Genomic DNA, 17,763 nt, shown 5'->3' on the forward strand with positions numbered 1-17,763 from the left:
GATAGTTGTATCAAGGAACCGATGACCTCAGGCTGCTACCTGTGGTCGGAAATATTGGTTGTTATGCTGTTGCCGTAGAGGGGGACCTGGAACAATGAGTGTTAAGGGACTTATATTCGATCTGGATGGCGTCCTTGTCGATACTGCCAAATATCATTTCATGGCATGGAAAAGACTGGCGAAGGAACATGGGATCGATTTGAACGATGGATATGCCGAACCGCTGAAGGGTGTTTCAAGGAAGGATGCCCTGGACATACTGCTTGACCTGACCGGTATTAGCATGAGCGGGGTGGAGAAGCTGAGGGCTCTCAACAAGAAGAACTCCTGGTATCTTGAGTACATCATGGATATCGATGAGAGTGCGGTTTTTGAAGGTGTCCTGGAATTTCTCGACCTAGTGAAGAGTCTGGGTTACAAGACTGCAATAGGCTCTACAAGTGACAATTCAAGCCTGATACTTGAATGCACAGGGCTCACAAGGTTTTTTGACGTGATAATAGACGGCTACAAGGTAAGCAGACCCAAGCCTGATCCTGAAGTGTATCTTGTTGGGGCTAAAGAGCTTCAGCTGGAACCTTCAGAGTGCGTTGTGTTCGAGGATGCAGTAGCCGGGGTTAATTCGGCTAAGACCGCCCGAATGAAGGTCATTGGTGTATCCAAGACCGGAAAGCTGGAAGGAGCCGACAGGGTTATAACGACATTTGCCGGACTCGATGAAAAGATACTGGATTTTTGATATAGGGGGGAGCTTATGGGAGATATTGCCGCATTCTTTGACATTGACGGGACCATTTACAGGGAAGGCTTCATGGCTGACCTTTTCAAGAAATTCATAAAAAGCGAGATAATCGAAGAGGAAAAGTGGTATTCCGAGGTCAAGCCTGAATTCGTCAAATGGGACAGGAGAATCGGAACATATGACACCTATCTTGGAAAGATGGCTGAGATCTATACCCAGGCGATCAAGGGTCACCACAAGGCCTATATCGAGCACATCGTGAGGAAAGTTGTGGCCGAGAAGGGTGCAAGGGCTTACGTCTATACCAGGGAAAGGATAAAGTGGCATAGGGAGAAGGGCCACAAGCTTATTACAATTTCCGGAAGTCCGGTAGAGCTGGTCAGGGATATGGCAGAGCTTTACGGATTTGATGACTACATGGGCACTAACTATGAGATAGACGAGAATGACCTTTATACCGGGGATGTCATACCGATGTGGGACTCAAGGTCGAAGAAGGTAGCTGTGAAGCACATGGCTGAGCTTTATGGGCTGGACCTCTCAAAATGCTGGGCATATGGTGACACTGCCGGAGACTTTTCCATGTTGGAGCTGGTAGGAAATCCGATTCTCGTCAATCCGACAAGGGAACTGATACACCTTGTCACAGATTGCGAAGAGGTAAGGAAAAAGGCAAGGATAGTAGTGGAGAGGAAGGATGTCATCTACGGCATCTCCTTTGATGAACTAAAACTCTTATAGTGGAAGAAGCGTGATAATTTGTTGAGGAAAGAGCAGACCATTCCTATGGAGAAGGGCAAGAATGAAATGATCCTCATGGTGGATGGACAGGACATCATGGAAAGGAGCATCTACTTCGATCTGGAGCATTACCTGTACAAGAAACCCATATGCATAGGCGTATTCGGAGCTGCAGTATACGATGGCTGGAGCGGGATGATACATTCGACACAATACATGATCGAGAACAAACGTGATGCTGAAGAGATACTTTATCTTGCAGAAGACTACTTTCTCAGGATGAAGGAGCAGGGAAGAGACAATATTGTGACATTTTCAGGAAACAATGACTTTACCGTAATCAACCACCTGTTCAACAAGCATTCGATTGACCTTACCTTTGACGAACACTTCAGGAAGGTAGATATCCAGAAGGAATATGAGAGAAGGTTCAAGAAGAACATAGGGCTTAAGAACCTTGAAAGGCTTTTCTCTATAGAAAGGGAAGGCGAAGTCATGTCAGGTGCAACCCTTGCAAAGACGTTCTCCAGGATAATGAAGGACAGGGACTACATTCACAGGATGCCTGCGGACAAGGTTGAAAGGATACTCGTATACAATGAGCAGGATGTGGTGAACCTGGCAAGGATCATGAACCAATGGCAGGAAGTATCCATGAGCGATGTGGAAAACCTGGAAGGCATACTTCTCGAGGAGAAGGCTGTAAAGCTTGAAAGAATAAGGCTTGAGGAAGAGTACCGGCAGAGCCTGATGGCGAACTCTGAAATTGAAAATGTGTCGATTGAGACCGAGCATATCGTGCCCTCCGGGGGCTGAAGCAAAACCTGCGAGAAATCGCAGGTTTTGCTTTTTGGTTTCATTGAGACTTTCATATTGCAAGAGTATAATGGCTTTAGAGGTAACTAATGTGAGGTGCAGCATATGGAATCAGGCTTGAAGAACAAGAAGGTCTATGAAACAGTCATTGACCAGATAAAGGACATGATAATAAGCGGTGAGCTAAAGAAGGGCGACAGGCTTCCTCCTGAGAGGGACCTGGTCGATACTTTGAATGTGAGCAGGACATCGATCAGGGAAGCGCTAAGGGCTCTTCAAATAATCGGCCTGGTGGAATGCCGTCAGGGTGGAGGCAACTTCATCAGGGAAAGCTTCGAGGATAACCTCATCGAACCCCTTTCTCTCATGTTTGTTCTTCAGAACTCAAGGAACCTGGAACTGATTGAGCTCAGGAAAAGCATTGAAGTCCAGATGGCGGCTCTTGCGGCCGATAAGGTCACGGATACTGAGCTAGGCGAACTCGAGGGGATCATCAAAAAAATGAAAAAGAATCCTTCAGAGGCTGAAAGTGTGAGGCTTGATGCAGATTTCCATTACCTTATCGCCAGGGCATCTGGAAACAAGCTGATGGAAAGCATACTCAGGGCTGTATCATCGCTTATGGACACATTCATAAAGGAGACCAGGGAAGAACTTCTCGTGAATCCTGAGAATGATGAGAAGCTCGTAGAAACGCATGAGGACATAGCAGTAGCTCTCAGGTCCCATGACTCTTCAAAAGCGGCTGACGCAATGGAAAGGCATCTGGATTTTGTCGCGAAGAACATAAGGCACTAGATTAAGAAAGACTTATGGGATCTCATTTGCAGCCATGTGTATCAAACGGAGGCTTATTGGGGTAGTATTAGTATAAGGATAACAAGGTGAGGTGTATTCAATGGGATTTCGGTTCAGAAAAAGCATAAATCTGGGAAAGGGATTCAGAGTGAATGTCGGAAAGGGAAGCGGGAGCATTTCCTTCGGAGGAAAGGGCTTCAGGCAGAGCATCAGCACTACCGGCAAGGCTACCACCACATTCGGCGTACCTGGTACAGGGCTTTCCTACAGCAAGACCTTCAATCCAGGCAAGCTGATCGGGAAGAAGGACCAGCTGTTCAAGAAGGTATCCGAAGACAGCGGACTGACTCCTGAACAGGAGATCACTGAGTTCACTGAAGACATTGCGGCGATTACCGGCCTTCATCGTGAAGCTGATTACCCATCCGGAATAGACTGGAATGAAGTGCTTGACGAGGAGCCACCTTTCGCTGAAGGTGAGGATGGCCCTAATACAGTGGCAGCAAAGAAACTTCTTGATGAAAACAAGCCTGGATTCCTGAAGAAGCTTTTCGGTGGAGGCGGGGATACCGCACTTTTAGAAAAGAATGTTGAGGAAGCGAAGGTGCTTGACCAGGAGCTGATAAAGCAATGGAAGATGAACAAGGTCATAGCATCCAAGGTACTGTCGAAGGACACGGAAGGTTTCATGATGGCGCTTGAAAGCCTCAAGATTTCCGAGGAGCTTGGAAGCTTCCTGAAATCTCTGGACATGAGCTTCACTGATGCTGATACCATAAATGTGGACGCAGTGCTTTCGATAACCGATTTCATACCCGAAGAATACAAGACGCTTACACCGACAGGCAAGCTGTCAATCAAGAAATATACCAAGACCGACTACTGGTCTATAGCATCGCAATTCGTATCCGGAATAGCCTTCAGGATATCAAGGGACTTGTTCAACCTTTTCCCTATTGCGGACTGCTATATCAACATAACAGAGGAAGACAAGAACCCTTATACAGGCAAGAAGGACCAAGAGCTCATTCTTTCAGTTAAGATAGAGAGATCCGAGCTTGACCGGATCGACCTGGAGAATGTTGATCCATTCGATGCTCTTGTCAATTTCCACCACGAAGTTGACTTCGGCAAGACAAAGGGATTCGGCAAGATAAGCAAAGTAACAGTATAGGATTACTGAGGCGCATTTCCATAATGGAGGTGCGCTTGCTACTTTCCTGGAATGGGCTCAAAAGGTTAAAAGATGATTAAAATGACTTAAAAGTGCCATTTTAGTATTTACAAAAAAAGAAAGCGGTGTTATTTTATTATCGTAGGCTTTAGCACTCGACAGATGAGAGTGCTAACAAAAAGGTGATGACAAATGCCAAACGAAATTGACAGAAGGAAACTTGAAATACTGAAAGCCATAGTTGTCGACTATGTGACCACAGGTGATCCTGTGGGCTCAAGGACCCTGGCCAAGAAGTATGAGCTTGGTGTAAGCAGTGCGACCATCAGGAATGAAATGGCTGACCTGGAAGACATGGGATTGCTGGAGCAGCCACATTCATCAGCTGGCAGGATACCTTCATCCAAGGGATACAGGCTCTATGTTGACAAGCTTATGACTTTGGACAACCTTTCAGTCGATGAGATCAAATTCATAGAGAACAGGATAATCACAATGGCTGCCTACGAAATAGAAAGGGTAATGAAGCAGGCCTCGATGATGCTGTCAGAGCTGACGAACCTTGCGGTTGTCCTCAAGAAGCCGAACATTAACAAGTGCCATATCAAGACAGTGCAGCTGGTCCAGATCGACCAAAATGCCATAATTGCAGTTATCATGCTCGATACGGGTTCTGTGAAGAACAAGCACATCAGGTTAAGGTCAATACCGAATCCTGAAGAGCTCATGGCGATATCGAATCTACTGACCCTGAAGCTAAGGGACATGACCATGGAGGCTATAAACCTTGAGGTGCTCAACACCATAAAGAACGGACTTCAGGGACATGACGAGCTGTTCTCAGAGGTGGTTGGCGCGGTATATGAGAGCCTGAAAAGCGACATGGGGGATGACTACATCATTGAAGGCACCTCCAACATGCTCAAGTACCATGAATTTGCTGATGTCGGCAAGGTAAGGGAATTCCTCAGCCTTCTGGACAATCCTGACGCAATATTCAAGGATTCCGATGATGGCAGCGAAACAGATGGTCTTGTAATCAAGATTGGTGAGGAGCTCGACATACCGGAGGCAAAGGATGTAAGCGTCATTTCAGCCCACTACAGGATAAACGGGAAAAATGTGGGTACCCTGAATCTGATAGGACCGACCAGACTGGATTATTCCAAGGTGGTCTCAATAATTAACAACGTGACAAGCGAGCTTAACAAAAAGCTCAGCGAGGAGGATTTGATTACTGATGGTTGAAGGAAATGGTGATAAGGATCTCGAACTTGAAAAGGGCGAGACCGTAACAGCCGACACTACTGATGATGAGTCTGAAGTGAGGGCTGAGGCAGCCGAAGGCGTGCCTGATGAAGAGGAAGGCAGGGTATTTGATTTGAAGAACTTGCTCGGTGCCAGGAAAAAGCTCGAAGACGAGGCCAAGAAGCTTAGAAACGAGTCTGATGCATTGAAAGACAGGCTTCAGAGGATATCTGCCGAATATGACAATTTCAGGAAAAGGTCCCAGAAGGAAAAGGAAGGCATCTACACCGACAGCGTCGCCGATGTTGTTAAGGAAATTCTCCCGGTGCTTGACAGCCTTGAAAAAGCCCTGGATTTTGAAAAGGAAAGTGAAAATGGGATCAACAAGGGTGTCGAACTGACACTGGGACTTTTCAGGAATGCCCTCGAGAAGCTTGGTGTTGAAGAAATCAGGACTGATGAAGGATTTGACCCATCCATGCACGAGGCTGTGATGCACGTTCAGGACGAGTCAGTAGGTACAAATCAGGTAGTTGATGTTTTCATGAAGGGATATAGAAGAAACGAAAAAATTATAAGGTACAGTGTGGTAAAAGTAGCCAACTGATCAGGAGGAGAAATAAAATGGCAAAAGTAATTGGAATAGACCTTGGAACGACAAACTCATGTGTAGCGGTAATGGAAGGCGGAGACGCTATAGTAATCCCAAATGCTGAAGGTGCTAGGACCACCCCGTCAGTTGTGGCATTCCAGCAGAATGGTGAAAGGCTGGTTGGCCAGGTAGCAAGAAGGCAGGCAATAACCAATTCCGACAGGACAGTTGCGTCCATAAAGAGGGAAATGGGAACAAACCACAAGGTTACAATAGACGGCAAGGATTATACTCCGCAGGAAATTTCTGCAATGATACTTCAGAAGCTCAAGACTGATGCAGAGGCATACCTTGGTGAGAAGGTAACACAGGCTGTAATTACAGTTCCTGCATACTTCAACGATTCACAGAGACAGGCGACAAAGGATGCCGGAAAGATAGCAGGACTTGAAGTCCTGAGAATCATAAACGAGCCTACAGCCGCTTCACTTGCATATGGAATAGACAAGCTGGATGATGCCCACAAGATACTTGTTTACGACCTTGGAGGCGGAACATTCGACGTTTCAATCCTTGAGCTCGGAGACGGAGTGTTCGAGGTAAAATCGACTAACGGCAACACAAGGCTTGGTGGAGATGACTTTGATGAAAGGGTCATAAACCATATCGCAGATGAGTTTAGAAAGGACACCGGAATCGACCTTAAGAAGGACAAAATGGCTCTCCAGAGACTCAAGGAAGCTGCGGAGAAAGCTAAAATAGAGCTCTCTTCATCCATGCAGACAATGATCAACCTTCCGTTCATCACTGCAGATGCAACAGGACCAAAGCACATAGACATGACACTTTCAAGGTCAAAGTTCAATGAACTTACTGCTGACCTGGTAAAGTCAACAATAGAGCCAATGAGAAAAGCTCTTTCTGACGCCGGACTTACAATGAACGACATCGACAAGGTAGTTCTTGTAGGCGGATCCACAAGGACTCCTGCAGTAGTCGATGCAGTCAAGGATTTCACAGGCAAGGAGCCTTTCAAGGGAGTAAATCCTGACGAAGTTGTCGCACTTGGCGCAGCGATACAGGCCGGAGTACTTACTGGTGAAGTCAAGGACATACTGCTTCTTGATGTAACACCGCTTACACTTGGACTTGAGACATATGGCGGAGTGGCTACGAAGATAATCGAGAGGAATACTACAATACCTACAAGGAAGAGCCAGATATTCACCACTGCTGCAGACGGACAGACTTCTGTCGAGGTCCACATAGTACAGGGTGAGAGGCAGATGGCTGCTGACAACAAGACCCTTGGAAGATTCACTCTCTCAGGTATAGCACCGGCAAGAAGAGGAATACCACAGATCGAGGTTACCTTCGACATCGATGCCAACGGCATAGTAAAGGTAACAGCAGTCGACAAGGCTACCGGTAAGGAAGCGAACATAACAATCACCGCTTCAACCAACCTCACTGATTCTGAAGTAGAAGCTGCAGTAAAGGAAGCCGAAAGGTTCGCTGAAGAGGACAAGAAGAAGAAGGAGTCCATCGAAATCAGGAACAATGCTGAGCAGGTGGTATACCAGACTGAAACAACAATGGATGAGCTGAAGGACAAGATGGATGATGCTGACAAGAAGCTGATCGAAGAGAAGCTTGAGGCAGTCAAGAAGATCAAGGACACAGGCTCTGACGATGAAATAAAGAAAGCTACCGATGACCTTACAAACGAGTTCTACAAGGTCTCCTCAAAGCTCTACTCACAGAGCTCACAGCAGGCTGGACCGGAAGCGGGTCAGTATGAGGACCAGGGCGCTCAGCCGGGACCGGACAAGGACAATGTTGTAGACGCTGACTTTACAGTCGAGGACGACAAATAAACCCAAGATGATGCATGGTTAGGGAAAGGTTATCCTTTCCCTAATTGGGGTTAAGCCCCTTCAAAAGGAAACAGGTGGTGTGAAATGGCAACAAGAGACTATTATGAAGTCCTGGGACTTCAAAAGGGTGCCAGTGAGGAAGAGATAAAGAAGGCTTTCAGAAAGCTGGCCATAAAGTACCATCCGGACAAGAATCCGGGAAACAAAGAGGCTGAGGAGAAGTTCAAGGAAATCAACGAAGCCTACCAGGTGCTGTCAGACCCACAGAAAAAAGCCCAGTATGACCAGTTCGGCACAACGGACTTCAACGGATACGGTCAGGGAGCGGGCGGCTTCGATGCATCGGATTTCGGTGGATTTGGGGACATATTCGAGACGTTCTTCGGTGGCGGTGGTTTTTCAGGCGGGGCGTCGAGAAGGCGCACCGGTCCGAGAAGGGGAGCAGACCTGGAATATGCAATGGACCTGACTTTCGAAGAGGCTGTTTTTGGTGCTGAGAAGGAAGTCAGCGTCATGAGGACAGAGGTTTGTGATAACTGCTCGGGAAGCGGTGCTAAAAAGGGTTCAAAGGCCGAGACATGCAAGACCTGCCACGGATCAGGAACTGTAAGGGTTCAGAGGCAGACGCTTTTTGGCAACATGGTGCAGGAGACAGTCTGTTCCACATGCAACGGATCTGGTGAAACCATATCGGACCCTTGCGACATATGCAAGGGAAAGGGCCAGGTAAGGCAGAAAAGGAAGATCACTGTGAACGTTCCTGCAGGTGTTGACACAAATAACGTCATACCTCTCAGGGGACAGGGTGATCAGGGCTCTAAGGGCGGACCTGCAGGAGACCTGCATATCGTGCTCAGGGTAAAGCCTCACAAGACCTTCATCAGAAAGGGAAACGACATTTATGTGGATACCCACATAAGCTTTGCTGATGCTGCACTTGGAAAGGAAATCAAGGTACCGACAGTGGACGGGGACGTCAGCTACGATGTTCCTGAAGGTACACAGTCGGGGACACTGTTCAGGCTTAGAGGTAAGGGAGTGCCTGTCGTCAATTCTAGAAATAATGCGAGAGGCGACCAGTATGTCAACGTAATAGTGGATATACCGAAGAAGCTGAATGAAAAGCAGAAGGAAGCCCTCTTCCTTTATAAGGAAGCTTCAGGCGAAACAGTGGACAGGTCACCTAAGCAGGATAAGAAGGACAAGAAGAAGTTCGGAATATTCTAGGGTGAAAAAGCGAACTAAAAAGGAAGGCAATGATGCGCCTTCCTTTTTAGTTTCCTTATATTCGTCTATTACAGCATGCAGACCAGTAAAGGGGATTTCAGTCCTGGGGACCTTCTTCGCCATATACAGTCTCAAGTTTAGTTGAGCTCATGCCGAGCTCTCTTATCGTTGTTGACATTGTCGCGTATGTTCCGATCAGGGAAAATGCAAATCCAATCATCATGTTGCTCGCAACATCCTCAAGAGTATAGATATCGTCAGGAGAGACGTTTGCAAGCGAAAGGTCTCCGATCATTGCAACCACAAGTCCGAGAAAAGCTGCTCCTGCTATGATGAATGGCATCTGGGCAGCCTTCTTGCCCTTGAAAAGCAGGTAACCCTTTTTAGCAACAAGAGCAAAGGCAAAACCGAACAGTGCTGAGAAGGCACCGATGGCAGTTGCTATAGACCAGGCAATGCCAGTAATGACTGTAGCGATCGAAGCGCCAAATGCGCCTCTAAGATAGCTGCCATTCTGGCTGTTTTTTGATGCTGCTCCCATTTCAGTTTCAAGCTTAGACATGCATGAAGGGCATGCTTCAGCAACATCTGAACCTGACCTGACAGCATTGAACGAACCCTCCAGGCCGCAAAATCCGCATGCGCTTCTGAGACCGAGCGCATTGAATTCATTTGTCAATTCAGCTATGAGTTCACCAGTCAGAGTTGAGGACTTATCTGGTCCCAGTTTCTGGAATAGCTCGATAGTCAGGTCTGAACCATTGATTTCAGAAGACCTGAAGTAGTATCTCTCCTTTATTGAATCAAGCAAAGACTTTAGCTCTTCCCTTCTTTCGTCGAGTCCTGAGAGTGATGTCCTTACAGTTAACGGTCTGCCTTCATCAGCCTGTGAGATGCTGAACCAGAAGCCTTCAGACCGTCCGATTATGGATGCCCCGCTTTCAGTGTACTTCAGCAGGAGGCGAAGTTTCGTTAGAGTCTTGGTTGTCAGTTTCATCAGATGCTCCTTTAGTTTGGACAAATCAGTCCGGATATGAATATGTTTTCATTATAGATGAATTCTTGTCTTCAATCCACAGAAGGATGAATTTTTCCTCATGTCGTATTTTTTTGAATAAAGCCATTGTATTTGCTATAATTTAGTATGCCAAAAGCAGAATGGAGATGGGATAAATGAATGGAATATGGAGTGAAATAAAAATCATAGTTGAAGAAAAGGATGCCGAAGCGGTTGAAAACATCCTGTACACAATGGATATCAAGGGCCTTGCAATTGAAGACCCCAAGGACATACTGGGACGTGACCAGGGCCCGCTTACATGGGACTTTGCCGACATCAACATTTTTGAATTTAAGGACAAGGCTGTCATAAAGGCATACTTCAGCGAGGATGCCGATGCGACAGGGATATGCGAAGAGATCAGAGGGAAGATATCAGGGCTCAGGGATTTCGGATTTGAAATCGGTGAGTTTGAGGTCACATCAAGGAAGGTAAATGAGGAAGATTGGGCAAACAACTGGAAGAAGTACTATAAGCCAACAAAGATCGGGGAGAGATTTGTTGTAAGACCACTCTGGGAGGAGTATGAGGCTTCTGGAGACGAGATAATCATATCCATGGATCCCGGAATGGCGTTCGGCACAGGTACGCATGAAACCACCAGAATGTGTCTTGAAGCCCTGGAAAGGCATATGTCAAAGGGTGATACTGTATTCGATATCGGGACAGGATCCGGGATACTTGCCATAGGAGCCAGTCTTCTTGGAGCCGGAGAGGTGATTGGTGTCGACCTGGATCCTGTTGCTGTGGATTCTGCAAAAGAGAATGTCGGCTTCAATGCGCTTGACAATGTAGGTATAAGGCTTGGCAACCTGATGGATACGGTTGAAGGTACGGCAGATGTAATAGTTGCGAACATCATCGCTGAAATAGTCGTGGTACTTATTGATGATGTCAGGTTGAAGCTGAAGACAGGCGGCAAGTTCATATCTTCAGGTATAATAAGGGAAAAGGAAAAGCTGGTAGCTGACAAGCTTTTGTCTTCGGGCTTCACCATAATCGAGACGGACAGACAGGGCGAGTGGGTAGCAATTACAGCAGTGAAAAGCAATGCATAAGGTCTTTACAGGTGAGATAGCTTCTGGCGAGGCAATCGTGAGAGGCGACGACCACAAGCATCTGTCAAGAGTCCTGAGAGTAAAGCCAGGCGAGATGTTGACCGTTAATGACCTTATGGGACATGACTTTGAAGGGACTGTAAAAGATGTCCTGAAAGACCACACCGTAATCAGCATAATCAGGGAAATCGAAGGTACAAATGAAAGCCCGGTAAGGATTACCCTCTACCAGGGTATGCCTAAGGCAGGCAAGATGGACCTGATTGTCCAGAAGTCCACTGAACTTGGCGCTGTAAGGATAGTCCCAGTCATTACCGCAAGGGTTGAGTCGGCAAGCAAGGGAGAGTACAGGAAGCTCGACAGGCTTAGGAGAATAGCACTTGAAGCATCCAAGCAATCAAAGAGGACGATCATACCTGAAGTCACTGAACCGCGTGAACTTGCTGAAATTGCGGATACTTTGGGAAAGCATGACATCATAGTTGTTCCATACGAGAATGCTGAAGGTTATGGAATAAGAAGGCTACGAAAAGAGATACAGGAAGCAAGTGACATCGCCGTTGTAATTGGTCCTGAAGGCGGCTTCGAGGCTGAGGAAATCAGATTGCTTGAAGAACTTGGAGCAAAGACAGTGACACTTGGGAAAAGGATATTAAGGACTGAAACTGCAGGAATGGCAGCAATTGCAATACTGCAGATGGCATATGGAGACATGGGAGGCGATTGATTGAGAGTGGCTGTAGAGACTCTAGGGTGCAGAGTCAATACCTATGATTCGGAGGCGATGATGGAGCTGTTTGAAAGAGACGGCTTCGAGGTTGTTGGTTTTGCCGACAAAGCGGATGTTTATGTTATAAATACCTGCACTGTAACAAATATGGGCGACAAGAAATCCAGGCAGCATATCCACCGGGCGAAGCGTCAGAATCCTGATGCGGTAGTTGCTGTAGTAGGCTGCTATTCCCAGGTGAACAAGGAGGAAGTAGCATCAATAGAAGGTGTCGATGTGGTCCTTGGTTCAAGGAACAAATCAGAGATAGTGTTCTATGTGAACAAGGCGATCGCTGAAAAGAAGCAGGTGGTCCATGTTTCTGAAAACATTATGATGGGTGCCCGTTTCGAGGAGCTGAGCATCAAAGGCTATGAAGGAAAGACAAGGGCGTTCATGAAGATCCAGGACGGATGCAACAGGTTCTGTTCATATTGCATAATACCCTATGCAAGAGGCGGAGTCTCCAGCAAGGATCCTGCAAAGGTGATAGATGAGGTAAGGCTTCTTGCCGCTGAGGGATTCAAGGAGATCATACTTTCAGGGATCCACATTGCATCATACGGACAGGACTTCAAGGAAGGGTACGGCCTCATTGACCTCCTTGAGGAACTGGATGTAATAGAGGGCATTGAAAGAGTAAGGATAGGCTCAATTGAGCCCATGTTCTTCAAGGGTGAAGCCATGGAAAGGGTATTGTCCCTCAGGAAATTGTGTCCGCATTTCCACTTGTCACTTCAATCAGGCTCTGATGCTACACTTAAAAGGATGAACAGAAGATATACTACTGAGGAATACCTGGGAGTTGTCCTGAAGCTAAGGGACAGGCTGCCTGATGTATCTATTACAACAGATGTGATTGTGGGTTTCCCACAGGAAACTGACGAGGAATTCAAAGAGACCATGGATTTCCTTGAAAAGGTCAGGCTCGACAAGATACACACGTTCAAGTACAGCGAGCGGAAGGGAACGCCTGCCGCCAGGATGACCGGTAAGGTGGAGCCCGGTATAAAGGATGTAAGAAGCAACCTTGTGATCAAGCTATCGGACATGTTTGAAGAACAACATGTTTCAGGAATTGTCGGAAAGAAGGCAACAGTTCTTTTTGAAGAAGGCAAGGATGGAGTTTACTATGGTTACACACCGGAATACATCCGGGTAAGGACGGAGTCTCTACAGGACCTTGAGGGTCATATACGCAGTGTGCTCATCACCGGTTCGGTTAAGGACACTGCATTCGGAAAACTTGAAGACTAATGAGAGGATTGATAACATGGATTGTCTGTTTTGCAGGATAATAAGCGGGGAGATTCCAAGCAGCAAGGTTTATGAGGATGAATATCTATACGCATTCAGGGATATAGCACCACAGGCGCCTGTCCATATTCTGGTAGTGCCTAAGCTTCACGTAAGCGGAATAAATGAGCTGGATGAGGAAAGTGCATCCATTGCTTCTAAGGCACTTGTGGCAATAAGGGACCTCGCAAAGAGGGAAGGTATTGCGGAATCAGGTTACAGGGTTGTTATAAATACTGGCAGGGATGGACAGCAGAGTGTCGACCACCTGCATTTCCATTTGCTTGGGGGCAGAACTTTGGCGTGGCCTCCGGGTTAAAACCTCCGGGTTAAAATGATTGACTGAGTTTCAAAACTGTACTATAATAGTGTATGTGTTATTTTGCCCGAATAGCTGAAGTTTTTATTTTCGACTAGCGGAGGGAGGGATAAAGAATGTCAGAGATCAAGGTTGGAGAGAATGAGAGCCTCGAGAACGCACTCAGAAGATTCAAGAAGAAGTGCGCGAGAGCGGGTGTCCTCAGCGAAGTAAGAAAGAGAGAACACTACGAGAAACCAAGCGTTAAGAAAAAGAAGAAATCAGAAGCTGCAAGAAAGAGAAAGTTCAAATAGTTCTTGTAAGAAGGTGATTTTGTGACCATTAAGGAGCAGCTTCAGGAAGACTGGAAGCAGGCCTTGAAGAGCAAGGACAAACCGAAGGCTGAGATACTTTCCATGGCTAAAGCCGCTATACTCCATGTGGAGAAAACGGACAACATCAAGGTAGAGGATGCGAAAGCAATTGAGATCCTTGCAAGGGAAGTCAAGATGCGAAGGGATGCCAACGTCGAATTCGAAAAAGGCAACAGGCAAGATCTTGTTGACAAGAACAATTTCGAAATCGAAACAATATTGGGTTACCTTCCGAAGCAGTTGGAAGAAAAAGATATCATAAGACTTGTAGAAGACACAGCTAAGGAAATCGGGGCAAACAGCACAAAGGACATGGGCAAGCTTATGGCGGCTCTAAAGCCTGCAACAACAGGAAAAGCCGATGGCAAGCTTGTAAGCAGCATAGTTAAAGATTATCTGAACAGACAGGGAAACTAGTTTCCCTGTCTTTTGCTTGTTCAGGATTTATTCATATAAGACCTGACTCTGGGGGAATTGCCACTTAATTGTATAATTATTAACTATTTCTTAACTGATTGTTATAATTTTATTGATAATTAGGTAACAATGTATTATAATAATATTCGGATTCGGTGAATCAATTCACTGAAATGTAAATGGAGGGAATCATATGAAAAAGTTCAGGAAGATCCTGAGTCTGGCACTTGTAGGACTCATGGTCGCAGGACTCGCAGCCTGCGGAACAAAGGCACCTACCACACCAACCGAAACTGCAACCTTCAAGGCGGGGACCTATGATGGAGAAGCAGACGGTTTCCACGGCAAGATAAAGGTTAAGGTGACTGTCACTGCTACCGCGATCACAGATATCAAGGTAGAACATACTGAGACAGAAGGACTTGGCGACAAAGCGGTTGAAGAGATCGTTGAGATGGTCAAGACCAATACCTCACTCAAGGTTGATGCTGTAACAGGAGCAACCTATTCAAGCAAGGGAATTCTTGAAGCTATAACAGCAGCGCTTAAGGCTGCAGGCGCGGATGTAGAGAAGCTTAAGGCAAAGGAAATTGCTTCAGGCGAGACTAAGGGCGATGTAGTTAAGACGGCTGATGTAATAATAATCGGCGGTGGCGGAGCTGGACTTGCTGCGGCAGTTTCAGCACACCAGAACGGCGCCAAGGTAATCGTGGTTGAAAAGATGTCGAGACTCGGCGGAAACACCATGATTTCGGGATCCGCATACAATGCAGCGGACTCTAAAAGGCAGAGCGCAATTACAATGACAGCTCCTGAAAAGCAGACAGTGGAGAATATCATTGCAGGAACATACGAGGATGCACTCGTAAAGACATGGCAGGAAACGCTTAAGAAGGAATGGACAGAGTACCTTGCATCAGGCAAGACTACACTTTTCGATTCACCTTCACTTCACAAGCTGCAGACATACCTTGGCGGAGATAAGAAGGGAACGCCTGAGCTTATAGACGTATTTGCAGACAATGCATATCCGGCAGTAGAATGGCTCGAGTCATTGGGCATGGAGTTCAAGGACTATGTTTTCACAGTTCTCGGTGGACTCTGGAACAGGGCTCACAAGCCTGTGAAGCCACTTGGAACCGGATTCATGGAGACCTATGAAAACTACCTCGAGAAGAACAAGGCTGACATTGAGGTTATACTTGATACTACTGCCAAGGAATTCATCGTCAAGGACGGTGCTGTAGTTGGAGTAGTTGCAGAAGGAAAGAACGGCAAGGTCACACTCAATGCTTCGAAGGGCGTAGTACTTGCTACAGGCGGATTCGGAGCTAACGTTGAAATGAGGAACAAGTACAACACTGTTTTGTGGCCTGACCTCACAACCGTAAAGACAACGAACCATACTGGTGCTACCGGAGACGGTATCGTCATGGCTGAAGCAGTAAATGCCAAGCTTGTAGGAATGGAATACATCCAGCTTCTTCCAATGGGAGACCCGGTAACTGGAAGCCTCAGCGGAAACATTGAGCAGGGTGTGCAGAACAGGATATTCGTCAACAAGGAAGGCGAAAGATTTGTTGATGAAGGCGCAAGAAGAGACGTAATGACAAAGGCTCTCATGGAGCAGACTGATTCATACATGTGGGTAATAGTAGACAAGAACTCGTACCCGACTGGCGATACAAAGAACAACTTCAACGAGTCAATTGATGATCTTGTTAAAGCAGGAAGGGCTTTCAAGGCCGATACCCTTGAAGACCTTGCAAAGCAGATAGGAGTTGATCCGGTTGCTTTCGTCAAGTCAGTTGAGACTTTCAACAAGGCTGTCGATGGCACTGCAAAGGATGAGTTTGGAAGGACACTGTTCGACAAGAAGTTAGATACAGCTCCTTTCTATGCAGGAGCGAGAGTTCCGACTGTCCACCACACAATGGGCGGAGTAAGCATAAATGCCAATGCACAGGTTATAGATGCAAACGGCAATGTCATCAAGGGTCTTTATGCAGCCGGTGAAGTAACCGGAGGACTGCATGGAACCAACAGACTTGGTGGAAATGCGCTTGCGGATATCAACGTATTCGGAAAGATAGCAGGAAAGAACGCAGCAACAATGAAATAGAAAAACTTCAGGGGAGGTCATACGTGACCTCTCCTTTCCCATGTCCATAAAATTAACCGGTTATTCAAAATATCCTTATCCCGTTATGTTATAGTTTCAATATGGAATATATGTTTATTCAGGAGGTAGATAGAATGGTTGAATACAAGGCACTGGTTATGGACAGGAACGAGGCAGGCTTTGAGCTTGGCTACAAGGATATGGAATTCAGGGAGCTGGCTGATGGAGAGGTGCGTGTGCGCATCCACTATTCGTCGGTCAATTACAAGGACAGGCTGGCGGTAGATCCGGAGACAAAGGTGATAAGGTCGTTCCCGATGGTTCCGGGGATCGATTTTGCCGGTGTCATCGCTGAGAGCAATGCTGAGGGGCTTGAGGAAGGGGATGCGGTAGTTGTGACAGGCTATGGCTTCGGTACGGACTTCAATGGCGGCTTCAGGGAATACGCTGAGGTGAAAAGGGATATGCTGGTGAAGCTGAATCCGGGTATGACTCTTGAAGAGGCCATGATATATGGTACTGCAGGCTTCACTGCAGCATTGTCCGTTGATGCCATACTTCAGAAAGGCATAAAGCCTGAAAAGGGCAGGATTCTTGTTACCGGGGCGACAGGTGGCGTAGGATCCCATGCGATAGCTATCCTTGCGAGGCTTGGATACAACGTGACTGCAGCAGTGAGAGATATGGAAAGTGCTCCATGGCTCAAGAAGCTTGGAGCAAGTGAAATAATCCCGTTCAGTGAGGTTATGCCTCCAAAGAAGCCCCTATCTCCCATCAAATGGGCTGCATGCATTGATGCAACCGGAGGGGCATCTGTAGCCTCGATTCTCAGTGAAATCGATAATGACGGAATTGCTGCAATCAGCGGAAATGCTTCAGGAGTCAAGTTTGAATCGACAGTATTTCCATTTATACTTAGAGGAGTGGTTCTGGCTGGAATCAACTCAGTGATCGTAAGTCAGGAAAAGAGGGAGCATATCTGGGAGAAGCTCGCTGGTGAGTGGAAATCGGATGTACTCAGTCTCCTTGTAAGAAGAAAGGTTCCGTTCGGTGAACTTAAGGAAAATCTCACAACCAGGCAGACCGGAAGCGGCAGAGACATAGTTGTGTTTTAGCAGAAATGCCAATTCGGCCAATATATGGTAAAATTGGTA

General features: G+C 46.7%; 18 protein-coding genes. 17 read left to right on the forward strand and 1 reads right to left on the reverse strand.

What is annotated here, in order from left to right; genetic code table 11:
* The first annotated feature begins 94 nt into the window (after positions 1 to 94).
* The 9 genes from pgmB to dnaJ all read left to right on the forward strand — a co-directional run bounded on the left by pgmB (position 95) and on the right by dnaJ (position 9,215).
* On the forward strand, positions 95 to 739 hold the full coding sequence (pgmB, locus tag J2Z34_RS02625) for a beta-phosphoglucomutase (protein WP_209458306.1): 645 nt from the start codon (positions 95 to 97) through the stop codon (positions 737 to 739).
* 15 nt (positions 740 to 754) lie between these two features.
* A complete protein-coding gene (locus tag J2Z34_RS02630; protein ID WP_209458307.1) occupies positions 755 to 1,483 on the forward strand; it encodes an HAD-IB family hydrolase in 729 nt (242 codons plus the stop codon).
* Between the two features lie 18 nt (positions 1,484 to 1,501).
* Positions 1,502 to 2,299, forward strand: coding sequence for a ribonuclease H-like domain-containing protein (locus tag J2Z34_RS02635; protein ID WP_342453074.1), 798 nt, complete (start codon positions 1,502 to 1,504; stop codon positions 2,297 to 2,299).
* Positions 2,300 to 2,404: 105 nt separating this feature from the next.
* On the forward strand, positions 2,405 to 3,097 hold the full coding sequence (locus tag J2Z34_RS02640; protein ID WP_209458308.1) for a FadR/GntR family transcriptional regulator: 693 nt from the start codon (positions 2,405 to 2,407) through the stop codon (positions 3,095 to 3,097).
* A gap of 100 nt (positions 3,098 to 3,197) precedes the next feature.
* Positions 3,198 to 4,271: a DUF4236 domain-containing protein gene (locus J2Z34_RS02645; protein WP_209458309.1), complete on the forward strand. Its 1,074-nt coding sequence runs from the start codon at positions 3,198 to 3,200 to the stop codon at positions 4,269 to 4,271.
* 192 nt (positions 4,272 to 4,463) lie between these two features.
* Positions 4,464 to 5,519 carry a heat-inducible transcriptional repressor HrcA gene (gene hrcA, locus J2Z34_RS02650; protein WP_209458310.1) on the forward strand — a complete coding sequence of 352 codons (1,056 nt, stop codon included), beginning with the start codon at positions 4,464 to 4,466 and terminating at the stop codon, positions 5,517 to 5,519.
* The gene (gene grpE / locus J2Z34_RS02655) at positions 5,512 to 6,126 is read left to right on the forward strand and encodes a nucleotide exchange factor GrpE (protein ID WP_209458311.1); all 615 of its coding nucleotides are present in this window, start codon (positions 5,512 to 5,514) and stop codon (positions 6,124 to 6,126) included. Before hrcA ends, grpE begins: the two co-directional genes overlap by 8 nt.
* Before the next feature lie 17 nt (positions 6,127 to 6,143).
* The gene (dnaK, locus tag J2Z34_RS02660) at positions 6,144 to 7,988 is read left to right on the forward strand and encodes a molecular chaperone DnaK (protein ID WP_209458312.1); all 1,845 of its coding nucleotides are present in this window, start codon (positions 6,144 to 6,146) and stop codon (positions 7,986 to 7,988) included.
* Between the two features lie 84 nt (positions 7,989 to 8,072).
* Positions 8,073 to 9,215, forward strand: a complete 1,143-nt coding sequence (gene dnaJ, locus J2Z34_RS02665) for a molecular chaperone DnaJ (RefSeq protein WP_209458313.1) — start codon at positions 8,073 to 8,075, stop codon at positions 9,213 to 9,215.
* 97 nt (positions 9,216 to 9,312) lie between these two features.
* On the opposite strand, the gene J2Z34_RS02670 is transcribed toward dnaJ, so the two are convergent.
* Positions 9,313 to 10,212, reverse strand: coding sequence for a hypothetical protein (locus J2Z34_RS02670; RefSeq protein WP_209458314.1), 900 nt, complete (start codon positions 10,210 to 10,212; stop codon positions 9,313 to 9,315).
* Between the two features lie 176 nt (positions 10,213 to 10,388).
* Between J2Z34_RS02670 and prmA the strand changes: the two genes are divergently transcribed.
* The 8 genes from prmA to J2Z34_RS02710 all read left to right on the forward strand — a co-directional run bounded on the left by prmA (position 10,389) and on the right by J2Z34_RS02710 (position 17,724).
* Positions 10,389 to 11,333, forward strand: coding sequence for a 50S ribosomal protein L11 methyltransferase (gene prmA, locus J2Z34_RS02675; RefSeq protein WP_209458315.1), 945 nt, complete (start codon positions 10,389 to 10,391; stop codon positions 11,331 to 11,333).
* Positions 11,326 to 12,060, forward strand: a complete 735-nt coding sequence (locus J2Z34_RS02680; protein ID WP_209458316.1) for an RsmE family RNA methyltransferase — start codon at positions 11,326 to 11,328, stop codon at positions 12,058 to 12,060. Before prmA ends, J2Z34_RS02680 begins: the two co-directional genes overlap by 8 nt.
* A complete protein-coding gene (gene mtaB / locus J2Z34_RS02685; protein WP_209458317.1) occupies positions 12,061 to 13,359 on the forward strand; it encodes a tRNA (N(6)-L-threonylcarbamoyladenosine(37)-C(2))-methylthiotransferase MtaB in 1,299 nt (432 codons plus the stop codon).
* A 16-nt stretch (positions 13,360 to 13,375) separates the two neighbouring features.
* On the forward strand, positions 13,376 to 13,717 hold the full coding sequence (locus J2Z34_RS02690) for a histidine triad nucleotide-binding protein (RefSeq protein WP_209458318.1): 342 nt from the start codon (positions 13,376 to 13,378) through the stop codon (positions 13,715 to 13,717).
* 116 nt (positions 13,718 to 13,833) lie between these two features.
* Positions 13,834 to 14,010 carry a 30S ribosomal protein S21 gene (gene rpsU / locus J2Z34_RS02695; protein WP_003357777.1) on the forward strand — a complete coding sequence of 59 codons (177 nt, stop codon included), beginning with the start codon at positions 13,834 to 13,836 and terminating at the stop codon, positions 14,008 to 14,010.
* Positions 14,011 to 14,031: 21 nt separating this feature from the next.
* Positions 14,032 to 14,487 (forward strand): GatB/YqeY domain-containing protein, encoded by a 456-nt coding sequence (locus tag J2Z34_RS02700; RefSeq protein WP_209458319.1) that lies wholly within the window; start codon positions 14,032 to 14,034, stop codon positions 14,485 to 14,487.
* A gap of 193 nt (positions 14,488 to 14,680) precedes the next feature.
* A complete protein-coding gene (locus J2Z34_RS02705) occupies positions 14,681 to 16,609 on the forward strand; it encodes a flavocytochrome c (protein ID WP_209458320.1) in 1,929 nt (642 codons plus the stop codon).
* Between the two features lie 134 nt (positions 16,610 to 16,743).
* Entirely contained in the window at positions 16,744 to 17,724 is a 981-nt protein-coding gene (locus J2Z34_RS02710; protein ID WP_209458321.1) for an acrylyl-CoA reductase family protein, read from the forward strand.
* The last annotated feature ends 39 nt before the right edge of the window (positions 17,725 to 17,763 follow it).

The organism is Youngiibacter multivorans (assembly GCF_017873395.1).
In the GTDB taxonomy this organism is placed as follows: domain Bacteria; phylum Bacillota; class Clostridia; order Clostridiales; family Clostridiaceae; genus Youngiibacter; species Youngiibacter multivorans.